This window comes from Streptomyces sp. NPDC020299 (assembly GCF_044387825.1).
In the GTDB taxonomy this organism is placed as follows: Bacteria; Actinomycetota; Actinomycetes; order Streptomycetales; family Streptomycetaceae; genus Streptomyces.
In genome coordinates, this window is record NZ_JBIRWL010000007.1 from 17,810 (window position 1) to 30,956 (window position 13,147).

Sequence of the window (13,147 nt, forward strand, 5' to 3'; positions counted from 1 at the left end):
CGCAAGTCGCCAAGCCGCCCCGGCGTGCCGCCCCCTGCCCAGCGCGCGCACCATCCACTGACCGCAAGTCGCCAAGCCGCCCCGGCGTGCCGCCCCCTGCCCAGCGCGCGCACCATCCACTGACCGCAAGTCGCCAAGCCGCCCCGGCGTGCCGCCCCTGCCGACTGCGCGCACCATCAGCCACCCACTCACCGATCGCCGCTAAGCCGACCCGGCGTGCAGGCGAGGCGCCACCGCGCCCCCCAACCCCGCCCCACAGCCCAACCGGCGGAAGGGAACACCGACCTCGGCCCCCGCTTTCTCCGGGCTGCCCGCTCGCTTCTTCCCCGTGCTGGAGCGAGCCGAGTCAAGGGTCGGCCGCCAGGCCGATCGCCGCAGGCGACGCGGAGTGCAGCGCAGCGGAACGCAGCGCCCTTTACTCGGGTCGCGGAGGCACGACACTGCAAAAGAAGCGGGCGGCCCCACGGTCACAGTTCAACCGGCCCCGGCCCCGGCCCCGGCCCCGGCCCCGGCCCCGGCCTCTGAACCCGAGCCGACACCCCGAAGCAGTCAGTCGCGGGGGAACTCGTCCGTCTTGAGGGCGAGGCCGACCAATGTATCGGCGAGGTCCACGTCGTCGCCGAAGTCGATCTTCGTCTCGGTGGCGTAGTCGTCGTCCTTGGGGTGGGTGTAGATGTGGCACGCCGGCGGCGTCGCGCGCAGCGGGGCGCGGCAGCGGATCGGTGATCGGCGGCCGGGTGGCACTCAAGCTCGACCCCGACCTCCTACCCGCTGTGGCGACATGTAGACGAACCCCTCGACGATCTCGACCTTGTATCCCTCGGGGACGGGCATCGTCTCGAGCCGCTCGAACATCTCGTCGAGCGTGCTCGTGTTGTCGCTCTCGGCCATCGCGATCCTGTCTTCAAAGACGGTCATCGTGGCGCTCCTCACCGGCTGCTCTCCGCATGAGGTCAGCCGCGCAGTACAACGATACGCGCGGTCACCAGGTCACGTACGAGTGCGAGCGGCGGTCAGGCGTGCGGGTCGTACTCCCCGCCCACCCCCCACTCCTCCCACATCGCCCCCGCGAACACCCCCGCCAGCTTCCGCTCCCCGATCTCGTTCGGGTGAGTGCCGTCGTACGTGTCGGTGTGGATGTCGTACGACTCCGGGATCAGGGCCAGCAGGAGGGAGGAGGAGGGCTCGTCCAGGTCCGCGACCGTCTTCGCCAGCAGGTCGTTGAAGGCCGTCACCTGCTCGGCGAAGGTCTCGTCCGCTTCGGCCCGGATGTTCGGGATCACCGGCAGCAGCACCATCCGCACTCGTGGATCCGCCTCCCGCGCCTGCCTGACGAACTTCCGCACGTTCTCCGCCGTCTGCTCGGCGTTCGTGTAGAAGCCGAGGTCGATCAGGCCCAGGGAGACCAGCAGGACGTCGGGTCGGTGCTTGCGTACCGCGTCGCCGATCAGCGGAACCATGTGGGCCCAGCCCTCGCCCCAGCCGGCCAGGTGCGCGCGGGGGAAGTCGGGGTCGGCGTAGGCGTACGAGGTCGGGGCGTCCGTCGTCTTGTCGTGCAGCGTCTCGCGCGGGCCGACGAAGGTGAAGGGGCCGTCGTGGGTGGCGCAGAGGTGCTGCCACAGCCGGTAGCGCCATGTGTATTCGCCCGCGCTTCCGATCGTCATGGAGTCACCGACGGGCATGAACCTGAGCATCCGCTCATGATGAACGATCACGGGACCGGGTGGGATGTGAGGCCCACCACGCCCGTCGTACGTCCCCCGGTCGGCCGTCCGTCCCTCAACGGTCCGCCGGGATGGCAGGCTTGGCGGCATGCGCCGATCGCTCGCCCTGCTCGCCGGGGTTCTGCTCACGGGTGTGTTCGCCCTGCCCGCCTCCGCCGCAGCCTCCGCCGCCGACGGTGACGGCGCCGGTGACCAGGGATTCACGATCAAGGACCCCAAGATCACCGAGTCCAGCGGCCTCGCCGCCTCCCATCTGCACCCCGGGATCTACTGGACGCACAACGACAGCGACGACGGCCCGTACATCTACGCCGTGGACAGCAGGACCGGGAAGACCGTCGCCACCCTGACCCTGAAGGGCATCGGCTCCCCGCGGGACGTGGAGGCGATCTCCATAGGGCCCGGGAACGAGATCTACGTCGGGGACATCGGTGACAACCTCGGCGGCAAGTGGTCGTACGTCTGGGTCTACAAGCTGCCCGAGCCGAAGGTGCTGAAGGACCAGACCGTCACGGCCACCCAGTACGTCGTCAAGTACGCGGACGGGCCCCGGAACGCCGAGTCGCTCCTCGTCCATCCCAAGACCGGGCGGGTCTACATCATCGACAAGAACGAGGACGGGGGGCACCTGTACGAGGGGCCGGCCCGGCTCTCCTCCTCCGGCAGCAACATCTTCAAGCCCGTCGCCGCCATCGACCTGTGGGCGACGGACGCCGCCTTCTCGCCCAACGGCCGGCAACTCGCCGTACGCGGCTACTTCGGCGGCATCTACTACGACTGGGACGGCGGGAAGATCAAGCGGCGGGGGCGGCTGGACGTGCCCCTGCAGGGGCAGGGGGAGTCCGTCAGCTACTCGCCCGACGGGACCAAGCTCATGTACGGCAGTGAGGGCGCCGACAGCTCCGTACAGGCTGAGGACGCACCCAGCGGCGCCTCGTCCGGCAAGTCCTCTTCCGGCACGGGGAGTTCCGCATCCGCCGATGGCAAGAGCGGCAGTGGCAACAGCGCTACTGACGGCTTCAAGGTCGGAGCCGTCGCCGTCGCCGCGGGGGCCCTCGTTCTCTTCGGGGTGCGTCGGCGGCGACGCCGGGGCTGAAACCGACCTCTACGCGGTCTCTTGACGTGGGCATGGTGCCCCGCTTCTCTGGAGGTGCGCGGTATATGGGAGCGCTCCCATATGTTCCGGGGCCGCGTCCCCCCGAGAGGACCCAGCCACATGTTCCGCAGCTTGCGAAGAGCGCTGTGCGCTGCCGCGGCGGCGCTCCTCATACCGCTGGCCGGCGCGCAGACAGCAAACGCCGACAGTGCCGCCACCCCCGGCGCCGGCTACTGGCACACCAGCGGCCGGCAGATCCTGGATGCGGCCGGGCAGCCGGTCCGGATCGCCGGGATCAACTGGTTCGGCTTCGAGACCGGCAACTACGTCGTGCACGGCCTCTGGTCACGCGACTACAAGAACATGATCGACCAGATGAAGTCGCTGGGCTACAACACCATCCGGCTGCCCTACAGCGACGACATCTTCAAGAGCTCCACCGTCCCCAACAGCATCGACTTCTCCAGCGGCAAGAACGCCGACCTCCAGGGGCTCAACTCCCTCCAGGTCATGGACAAGCTCGTCACGTACGCCGGGCAGGACGGTCTGAAGGTCATCCTCGACCGGCACCGGCCCGACTCCGGGGGTCAGTCGGCGCTCTGGTACACCTCGTCCGTCCCCGAGTCGACCTGGATCGCCGATCTGAAGTCCCTGGCGGCGCGGTACAAGGGCCAGGACACCGTCATCGGTATCGACCTGCACAACGAGCCCCACGATCCCGCCTGTTGGGGCTGCGGCGACCAGGCCACCGACTGGCGGCTCGCCGCCCAGCGCGCGGGCGACGCCGTCCTCTCCGTCAACCCGGCCCTGCTGATCTTCGTCGAGGGCGTGCAGTCGTACAACGGCGTCTCCGGCTGGTGGGGCGGCAACCTGATGGGGGTCGCCCAGTATCCGGTGCAGCTCAACGTGGCCAACCGGGTCGTGTACTCCGCCCACGACTACGCCACCAGCGTCGCCCAGCAGAGCTGGTTCAGCGATCCCACCTTCCCCGCCAACATGCCGGGCGTCTGGGACAAGTACTGGGGCTACATCTTCAAGCAGAATCTCGCGCCCGTGTGGGTCGGCGAGTTCGGTACGACCCTCCAGTCGACCGTGGACCAGAAGTGGCTTGCCGCGCTGGTGAGTTATCTGCGGCCCACGTCGACGTACGGCGCCGACAGCTTCCACTGGACCTTCTGGTCCTGGAACCCCAACTCCGGTGACACCGGCGGGATCCTCAAGGACGACTGGGCGACCGTGGACACCGTGAAGGACGGGTACCTGGCGAGCGTCAAGGCGTCGCTGTTCCCGGGCACGGGCGGCGGAAGCGGTGGTGGCGACGGGGGCGGAGGCGGGGGTACTACTGCCACCTGCAGCGCCTCCTACGCCGTCAGCAGTGACTGGGGCAGCGGCTTCAACGCGCAGGTGACGGTCAGCAACACCGGGACCGTGGCCCTGAAGTCCTGGAAGGTGACCTGGACCTGGAGCGGATCACAGCAGATCACGTCCATGTGGAACGCCTCGTACACCCAGAGCGGGTCGGCCGTCACGGCGGTGAACGCCGATCACAACGGCAGTGTGGCGCTGGGCGGTTCGACGAGCTTCGGGTTCGGGGGTGCACCGGGCGGCGGCGGGGTGCCGGCGGTCACCTGCGCGGCGACCTGAGAGACGGGCGCCCGGTGTGGCACCGGGCGCCCGTCCGAGGACCGTGTGGCCCGTCCGGCGACCGTGTGGCCCGTCAGGGCCGAGGGGTCAGAAGCGGGGTGCTCCCGGCGTGAACGGCGGCACCGGCACGATGGGCCGGCTCAGGCCGGCGCCCCTGCGGCCGGACGCCTTGCAGGTGACGTCCTGCGCGGGAAGCCGTCCGTTGCTCAGGTAGGCGTTGACGGTGCGGTCGGCGCAGGAGTTCGGGTCGTTGCCGTAGACGCCGTGGCCCTCGCCGCCCTTGACGTACACCATGCGCGAGCCCTTCAGCGCGTGATGCATACCGAGGCCGCTGACCAGGGGCGTCTGGGAGTCCCACTGGTTCTGGACGGTGAGCAGGCCGACCTTGTTGTCCACCCGGGTGACGGGCTCGGTGGGCTTGTCCCAGAACGCGCAGGGCATGACGTTGGAGCCGAAGTCACCGTAGAGGGGGTACTTCGCCTTGTTCCGGATCGCGTCACGCCGGTACTGCTCGGTGTCGCGCGGCCAGGCCGCGGTGTCCCCGCAGACCACACTCCAGAAGACGGCGGTGCCGTTGTCGGCCGGCGGCTGGGCGGCGCGCGTGGTGAACCGGCTGGGGTTCCTCTGGTCGTCCGGTATGAGGGAACGGCGGGCAACCGCACGGCCGTCGGCGGCCTTCTTCAGGTCGACGACCGACTGGGCCGCTACCTCGGGGCTGAAGAACTGGGCGCGCAGGAAGCCCCGGATGTCGTCGCCGGTGATCTTCTGGTCACCGTCCACGATGGGCGTGCGGTCGGCCCGGGCGATCAGGTCCCAGAACGTCTTCTTCACCTTGGCCGGGGTGGTGCCGAGTTTGTAGGTGCGGTCGTGCTGTGCGGTCCACTTCGTCCAGCGGGTGAACGCCGGCTCGGTGCCCTCCGCCCAGACCTGGATCATGCCGCGCCAGACGCGTGCGGGGTCGACCGAGCTGTCCAGCACGAAGCGGTCGGTCTGCTCGGGGAACATCTGCGCGTAGACGGCGCCCAGGTAGGTGCCGTAGGAGTAGCCCAGGTAGGAGATCTTCTTCTCGCCCAGAACGGCGCGGATGACGTCCATGTCGCGGGCGGTGTTGCGGGTGGTGATGTACCGCAGCGTGTCGCCGTTCTTCGCGCGGCACTTGTCGGCGACCTTCCGGGCCCACTTGACGTTGTCGCTGAACGTCTCCGCCCGGTAGGCGTGTTCGAAGTTCTGCTCGGTTTCGTTGAGACCGCAGGTGAGGGGGCTGCTGCGACCCACGCCGCGCGGGTCGAACCCGACGAGGTCGTACTGCTGGCGGATCTTCTTGGGCAACGCGTCCTTCATCATGTCCGGCATGTCGAGGCCTTCGCCGCCCGGGCCACCGGGGTTGAACAGGAGCACACCGCGCCGCTTGCTCGGGACGCTGGTCTTCATGCGGGAGATGGCCAGCTTGATCGTCTTGCCGTCGGGGCGGCTGTAGTCGAGCGGGACTTTGATCGTCGCGCACTGGAGCGCGGCGGGCGTCGACGTGTCACATCTGTGCCACGCGGGCGTCTGGTTCGCTGATCTCCCCAGCGGTTCCGCCGCTGATGCCTGAGCCGGAGCGAGAGCCGGGACCAGCGTCGCCGTGATCCCCGCGGCGAGCACGGGCGCGAGGCGTCCTATCCGCACGATGGCCGTTCCTTTCGGTGAGTTCCAGGACGGCTCGACGATTTCGTGTCGGACAGGTGGGCGAATCCCCCTGCGGTGCTGTCTTGCTACGCCTCGCGGAGGACACGGAAAGAGACGTACGGAGGAGAACCCGAACGGGCTGATTTCCGTCCGCACCGACCGGTGACGGGTACGGCGAGGGGCGCCCCACGGTACTCCGCGGGGCGCCCCTCAACGTCCGTACTGGCGTACGACCTTGCGCAGAATGCGCTCTGAGCATGCTCTGAGCATGCTCAGAGCATGCTCAGAGCTTGTCGATCACGTAGTCGACGCACTTGGTCAGTGCCTCGACGTCCGCCGGGTCGATCGCCGGGAACATCGCGATGCGCAGCTGGTTGCGGCCGAGCTTGCGGTAGGGCTCGGTGTCGACGATGCCGTTGGCGCGCAGCACCTTGGCGACGGCCGCCGCGTCGATCTCGTCGGAGAAGTCGATCGTGCCGATGACCTGGGAGCGCTTGGCCGGGTCGGAGACGAACGGGGTGGCGTACTTGGACTCCTCCGCCCAGCTGTACAGGCGGGTCGAGGAGTCCTTGGTGCGGCCGGTGGAGAAGGCCAGGCCGCCCTGGCCGTTGAGCCACTCCAGCTGCTGGTTCAGCAGGAAGAGAGTGGCGAGGGCCGGGGTGTTGTACGTCTGGTTCTTGCGGGAGTTGTCGATCGCCGTGGGGAGCGAGAAGAACTCCGGGACGTGGCGGCCGGACGCGTGGACGCGCTCGGCGCGCTCGATCGCGGCCGGGGAGAAGACGCCGATCCACAGGCCGCCGTCGGAGGCGAAGGACTTCTGGGGGGCGAAGTAGTAGACGTCGGTCTCGGCGATGTCGACCGGGAGACCGCCGGCGCCGGAGGTGGCGTCCACGAGGACGAGGGAGCCCTCGTCGGCACCGGCCACACGCTTGATCGGCATGGCGACGCCGGTGGAGGTCTCGTTGTGGGTGAGGGCGTAGACGTCGACGCCCGCCTCGGCCTGGGCCTCGGGGTGGGTGCCGGGGTCGGCGGCGATCACGGTGGGCTCGGCCAGCCAGGGGGCGAGCTTGGCCGCCTTGGCGAACTTGGAGGAGAACTCGCCGAAGTTGAGGTGCTGGGACTTGTTCTCGATCAGTCCGTGGGTGGCGATGTCCCAGAAGGCGGTGGAGCCGCCGTTGCCGAGGACGACCTCGTAGCCCTCCGGGAGGGAGAACAGGGAGCTGATGCCTTCGCGAACCTGGCCCACGAGGTTCTTGACCGGGGCCTGGCGGTGCGAGGTGCCGAGCAGCGAGCTGCCGGTCGCGGCGAGCGCGTCCAGCGCCTCGGTGCGCACCTTGGAGGGGCCTGCGCCGAAACGACCGTCGGCGGGCTTGATGTCAGCGGGAATCTGGATGTCGGCCACGAGTCGGAGGGTATCCGCTGGGCGAAACGGGACGGAAACCATGTCCGTCGGATGAGACGAGATCGCCGAGCTGTGGACTTGTGAGGTTGTACGACGATACGGGCGGGGTTGTGGAAAACTCTCAGTGACTGTGCGTGAGCGGATGCATTCTGGACGCATGACGGATCACACGGGGCTTGAGGCGGAGCTGCGCGGGGCCGTCCGGGGCGAGGTCGGCTTCGATGTCACCTCCCGGGCGCTCGTGACCATGGACGCGTCCAACTACCGGCGTGTCCCCCTGGGCGTGGTGGCCCCGCGGGACGCGGAGGACGTGGCAGCCGTGCTGGAGGTGTGCCGGGCGCGCGGGGTGCCGGTGGTGGCGCGGGGCGGGGGCACGTCGATCGCGGGGCAGGCGACGGGCACGGGCGTGGTGCTGGACTTCACCCGGCACATGAACCGCCTGCTGGAGCTCGACCCCGGCTCCCGGACGGCGGTCGTCCAGCCGGGGCTCGTCCTGGACCGGCTGCAGGAGGCGGCGGCGCCGCACGGACTGCGGTTCGGCCCGGACCCGTCCACGCACAGCCGGTGCACGCTCGGCGGGATGATCGGCAACAACTCGTGCGGCTCGCACTCGGTGGCCTGGGGGACGACGGCGGACAGCGTCCATGAGCTGGAGGTGCTCACCGCGCGCGGTCGGCGGCTGCGGCTCGGCACGGGCTGGTCCGGGGCGCCGGACGGGCTGCGCGCGCTGGTGGAGGGTGAGCTGGCCCGGCTGCGCACCGGCTTCCCGGAGCTGCCCCGCCGGATCTCCGGGTACGCGCTGGACGCCCTGCTCCCCGAGAGGGGCGCCGACGTCGCCCGCTCCTTCTGCGGCTCGGAGGGGACGCTGGGCGTGCTGACGGAGGCGGTCGTACGGCTGGTCGAGGCGCCGCGCGCGCGTGCCCTGGCCGTGCTGGGTTACGCCGACGAGGGTGCGGCCGCCGATGCCGCCGCCGGGCTGCTGCCGCACCGCCCGCTCACGGTGGAGGGCATGGCGGCCGACCTGGTGCCGTCCCCGGCCGGGCTGCCCCGGGGTGCCGCCTGGCTGTTCGTGGAGACCGGCGGGGACACGGCGGCTCAGGCCCGCGCGCGTGCCGAGGCGATCGTCCGGGCGGCCGATGTCGTGGGCGCCTCCGTCGTCACCGATCCGGGTGAACAGCGCGCCCTGTGGCGGATCCGTGAGGACGCCAGCGGCACGGCGACCCGGATGCCGGACGGCTCCGAGGCCTGGCCCGGCTGGGAGGACTGCGCGGTACCGCCCGCCCGGCTCGGCTCCTACCTGCGCGACTTCCGGGCACTGCTGTCCGCGCACGGCCTGCGCGGCACCCCGTACGGTCACTTCGGGGACGGCTGTATCCACGTCCGCATCGACTTCGACCTGCTCACCGAGGCGGGCGTCGGCCGCTTCCGCCGCTTCTCCGAGGAACTCGCCGACCTGGTCGTCACCCACGGCGGCTCGCTCTCCGGCGAGCACGGCGACGGGCAGGCCCGAGCCGAGCTGCTGCCCCGGATGTACGGCGACGAACTGGTGGCCCTCTTCGAACGCGCCAAGGGCGTCTGGGACCCCGACGACCTGCTCAACCCCGGCATGCTGGTCCGCCCGGCCCCGCTGGACGCCGACCTGCGCTTCGCCGTGCTGCCGCGCGAGCCGGTCGACGTGGCCTTCGGCTACCCGGCCGACGGCGGCGACTTCTCGGCAGCGGTCCGCCGGTGCGTCGGCGTCGCCAAGTGCCGTACCACGGGGACGACGGGCCCCGCCGTCATGTGCCCCTCGTTCCGCGCGACCGGCGAGGAGGAGCACTCCACGCGCGGGCGGGCCCGGCTGCTGCACGAGATGCTCGCGGGCGAGCTGGTCACCGACGGCTGGCGCTCCACCGAGGTCCGGGACGCGCTGGACCTGTGCCTCGCCTGCAAGGGCTGCCGGTCCGACTGCCCGGTCGGGGTCGACATGGCCACGTACAAGGCGGAGTTCCTGCACCACCACTACCGGGGCAGGCGCCGCCCCGCCGCGCACTACGCGATGGGCCGGCTGCCGCTGTGGCTGCGCTGGATCGACCGCACCCGCACCGCGCCGCTGCTCAACGCCCTGGCGGGGATACGGCCGCTCGCCCGGCTGGCCGGGCGGCTGGGCGGGATCGCGGCCGAGCGGGAGATTCCACGGGTGGCGCGGGAGACGTTCAGCCGGTGGTGGCGACGACGGGACCGGACGCCTGGCGTCGGCTCCGACGGGGGGCGGCCCGTCGTCCTCTGGCCGGACACCTTCACCGAGCACCTCTCGCCCGAGGTGGGCCGGGCGGCCGTACGGGTGCTCGAGGCGGCCGGACTTCGAGTGGAGGCACCCCGGGGCGGGGTCTGCTGCGGGCTGACGTACGTCTCCACGGGCCAGCTCGACCACGCCCGCAAGGTCATGCGCCGCACCCTCGACCTGATGGATCCGGCCCTCGACGCGGCGACCCCGGTCGTCGTCCTGGAGCCCAGCTGTGCGGCCGCCCTCCGCGGTGACCTGCCCGAGCTGCTGCACGACGACCCGCGCGCGGCACGGCTGGCGTCGGCGGTGGTCACCTTCGCGGAGGCGCTCCAGCGGTACGCCCCCGACTGGACCCCGCCGCCCGTGAACCGCCCTGCGGTCGGCCAGACCCACTGCCACCAGCACGCGGTACTCGGCGACGCGCCCGACCGCCGGCTGCGCGCGGCGGCAGGCCTGACCGGCGAGCTGAGCGGCGGCTGCTGCGGGCTCGCGGGCAACTTCGGCTTCGAGTCGGGCCACTTCGAGGTGTCGCGGGCCTGTGCGGAGGAGCAGCTGCTGCCCTCGGTCCGCCAGGCGCCACAGGGGGCGGTGGTCCTGGCGGACGGGTTCTCCTGCCGTACGCAGCTGGAGCAGTTGGGCGGGGTACGGGGGCGGCACATGGCGGAGGTGCTGGCGGATGCCCTGCCCGAGGCGGCCGCCGCCCGCTTCGGCGCGGAGCGCTGAGGCTCCTTTCTCAGGTTTTTCAAAGGAACCGCGGGCTTCCCCAAGCGGCTCCCAGGTTCACAAAGCAACTCCAAGGTTCTCCCAGGGAGTTCACAGCTCTCCTTTGCCATTTTTGCCGTTCCGGCGCATGAGAAGTGTGTAAGTTTCTCGGTGTCGGGTTCCGGAAACGGAATTCAGCACCTCATGTACAGCGCGACACAAAGGAGTCGGAAATGAGCCTCAAGAAGCTGGCCCCGCTGCCCCCGAAGCCGTCGAAGCAGCTGCCTCCGCCGCCGAAGCCGAAGCCCAAGAAGAAGCACGCGCCGGCTCCCGCTCCCCGGCCGCTGCCCGGCCAGGACCGCTGAACCGGCTGATCGAGCGATAAAGAAAAAGGGGTCGATGGTGCACCGTCGGCCCCTTTTCTTGATTACGGGAATTCTGGAGACGGAAAGCGGAGAGGGGACGGGGAATGAACCTGGACGAGGATGAAGGCGAGGAGTACGAATACGAGGAAACTCCCACCATTCCAGCCCGTACCGCATTCCGCCGTTTCTGGCCGTTGACCAGAGGTCTGCGCCGTTGGCTCCTGATTGTCTGGATCTGCACCGTGCTCGCCGCACTGGCCGAGACCGAGGCCATCCTGCTGTTCGGCGACCTCACCGACAACGCCCTGGAGAAGGGCTCGCTGGGCGCGTTCTGGTCCCCGGCGCTCAAGTGGCTGGGCATCGCGGCGGTCGGCGCGGTCGTCGCGTACGCGGGCAACTCCCTGGCCGCCTGGGCGACCGAGCGCTTCGTCATGCGGCTGCGCGAGCACGTCTTCGACCACGTACAGCAACTGCCCCCGCACTTCTTCCAGAACCACCGCCAGGGCGACCTGCTCTCCCGTCTGACCAGCGACGTCGAGGCGATCGAGACGATGGTCGTGTCGGGTCTCGTGGGCGCCGCCTCCGCCGCCTTCTCCGCCCTGTTCTACGCGGCCGCCGCGTTCTGGCTGCGCTGGGACCTGGCCGCCGCCACCTTCGTCCTCGCCCCCCTCTTCTGGCTGGCGGCCCGCCGCTTCTCCGGCGCCATCAAGGATGTATCCCGCGAGGGCCGGGTCGCCGACGGCGCGATCACCTCGGTGGTCGAGGAGTCCCTCGGCAACATCGTGCTCACCCAGGCCTACGACCGCCGTGACGCGGAGCGCCGCCGCCTGAGCGAGGAGGCGAACGCCTGGTTCCGCGCCTCGGTCCGCTCGACCCGGCTGAACGAGGCGTACGAGCAGCTGGTGCAGGTCATCGAGACGGTCTGCGTCCTCGCCGTGATCGGCATCGGCGCCTGGGAGATCTCCACCGGCCGTATGACCCTCGGCCAGCTCCTCGCCTTCTCCGCCTTCCTCGGCTACCTCTACCCGCCGGTACGCGGCCTGGCCCAGCTCGGCCTCACCGTGACGGCGGCCACGGCGGGCGCCGAGCGGCTCATCGAGATCCTGGACGTGCGGCCGGCGGTCGCCGACCCCGGGCACGGCGGCCCGGAGACCGGCCGCCCCGACGGCACGGTCGAGGCGCGGAACGTGTACTTCGGCTACCCCGGCACGGAGAAGCCCGCCCTGAAGGACCTCTCCTTCACGGTCAGCCCCGGCGAGCTGGTGATCATCACCGGCCCGAGCGGCGCCGGCAAGTCCACGGTCTCCAAGCTCCTCCTGCGCTTCTACGACCCCGACGCGGGCGACCTGCTCCTCGACGGTGTGCCCCTGCGGGACTTCCCCCTCGCCCGCCTGCGCGAATACGTCACCCTGCTCCCCCAGGAGACCCTGGTCCTGCACGACACCGTCCGCGCGAACATCGCCTGCGGCCGGCCCGGCGCCAGCGACCAGGCGATCGAGGACGCGGCGAAGGCGGCCGACGCCCACGACTTCATCGTCCGGCTCCCCGAGGGCTACGACACCAAGGTCGACCCGAACTCGGCCCGCCTCTCCGGCGGCCAGCTCCAGCGCCTGGCGATAGCCCGCGCCATCCTGCGCGACGCGCCGGTCCTGGTGCTGGACGAGCCCACGACGGGCCTGGACGCGATGGCGGCCCGCCGTGTCGTCAAGCCCCTGCGCCGCCTGATGAGCGGCCGTACGACGATCATGATCACCCACGACCTCAACCTCGCCCCCGACGCCGACCGCATCCTGGTCGTGGACCGGGGCCGCATCGTGGAAACCGGCCGGCACGAGGAGCTGCTCGCGCGGGGCGGGGCGTACGCGCGGTTGCACCGCTCGCAGAACAACGCGGTGATGGACACGGGCGAGCTGCGTCTGCCGCTGTCCTTCGAGACCGGTCAGGGGACGTACGTACAGGACGCGCCCGCCCAGGGGAACGGAGGGCACGGGGGGAACGGTCATGACGCGTACGGTGCGTACGGCGCCGCGGCGGGGGCCTGGCCCGAGCCTGCGTATGCGAACGGGTACGAGCAGGGGTACGGGTACGGGTACGAGCAGGGGCACGAGCCCGGGCCTGTGTACGGCGACTCGTACGGCCCCTCGTACGGCCACGCGTACGGGGCCGACCCCTACGCCGCCGTCCCCACCGCCCTCCCTGACGGACGCCCCCTGTTCCGCGACGAGACAGTCTATTACCCTGGACCTGAAAGTACATCGTGATGAACGATCAGGGTCGCCT

10 protein-coding genes are annotated in these 13,147 nt (G+C 70.5%); 5 read left to right on the top strand and 5 right to left on the bottom strand.

Annotation, left to right across the window (positions count from 1 at the left end; genetic code table 11):
- Positions 1-549 precede the first annotated feature (549 nt).
- From ACH45E_RS19090 to ACH45E_RS19100, 3 genes are all read right to left on the bottom strand, one after another.
- Positions 550-744, bottom strand: coding sequence for a hypothetical protein (locus tag ACH45E_RS19090; protein ID WP_361442723.1), 195 nt, complete (start codon positions 742-744; stop codon positions 550-552).
- Entirely contained in the window at positions 745-918 is a 174-nt protein-coding gene (locus ACH45E_RS19095; protein ID WP_361442726.1) for a hypothetical protein, read from the bottom strand. It abuts the gene before it with no gap.
- 95 nt (positions 919-1,013) lie between these two features.
- Positions 1,014-1,694 carry a GDSL-type esterase/lipase family protein gene (locus tag ACH45E_RS19100; RefSeq protein WP_361442729.1) on the bottom strand — a complete coding sequence of 227 codons (681 nt, stop codon included), beginning with the start codon at positions 1,692-1,694 and terminating at the stop codon, positions 1,014-1,016.
- Between the two features lie 118 nt (positions 1,695-1,812).
- On the opposite strand from ACH45E_RS19100, the gene ACH45E_RS19105 reads away from it, so the two are divergent.
- Positions 1,813-2,820: a WD40 repeat domain-containing protein gene (locus tag ACH45E_RS19105; RefSeq protein ID WP_361442732.1), complete on the top strand. Its 1,008-nt coding sequence runs from the start codon at positions 1,813-1,815 to the stop codon at positions 2,818-2,820.
- A gap of 120 nt (positions 2,821-2,940) precedes the next feature.
- Positions 2,941-4,464 carry a cellulase family glycosylhydrolase gene (locus tag ACH45E_RS19110; protein WP_361442735.1) on the top strand — a complete coding sequence of 508 codons (1,524 nt, stop codon included), beginning with the start codon at positions 2,941-2,943 and terminating at the stop codon, positions 4,462-4,464.
- An 87-nt stretch (positions 4,465-4,551) separates the two neighbouring features.
- Here ACH45E_RS19110 and ACH45E_RS19115 read toward each other — a convergent pair whose 3' ends face one another.
- Both ACH45E_RS19115 and serC read right to left on the bottom strand, forming a co-directional pair.
- Entirely contained in the window at positions 4,552-6,132 is a 1,581-nt protein-coding gene (locus ACH45E_RS19115; protein WP_361442738.1) for an alpha/beta hydrolase, read from the bottom strand.
- Between the two features lie 283 nt (positions 6,133-6,415).
- On the bottom strand, positions 6,416-7,534 hold the full coding sequence (serC, locus tag ACH45E_RS19120) for a phosphoserine transaminase (protein ID WP_361442741.1): 1,119 nt from the start codon (positions 7,532-7,534) through the stop codon (positions 6,416-6,418).
- 157 nt (positions 7,535-7,691) lie between these two features.
- On the opposite strand from serC, the gene ACH45E_RS19125 reads away from it, so the two are divergent.
- The 3 genes from ACH45E_RS19125 (at position 7,692) to ACH45E_RS19135 (ending at position 13,128) form a co-directional block, all read left to right on the top strand.
- A complete protein-coding gene (locus ACH45E_RS19125; protein ID WP_361442744.1) occupies positions 7,692-10,523 on the top strand; it encodes an FAD-binding and (Fe-S)-binding domain-containing protein in 2,832 nt (943 codons plus the stop codon).
- 212 nt (positions 10,524-10,735) lie between these two features.
- Positions 10,736-10,867, top strand: a complete 132-nt coding sequence (locus ACH45E_RS19130; protein ID WP_361442747.1) for a hypothetical protein — start codon at positions 10,736-10,738, stop codon at positions 10,865-10,867.
- A 104-nt stretch (positions 10,868-10,971) separates the two neighbouring features.
- Positions 10,972-13,128: an ABC transporter ATP-binding protein gene (locus ACH45E_RS19135; RefSeq protein WP_361442750.1), complete on the top strand. Its 2,157-nt coding sequence runs from the start codon at positions 10,972-10,974 to the stop codon at positions 13,126-13,128.
- Positions 13,129-13,147: the final 19 nt, after the last annotated feature.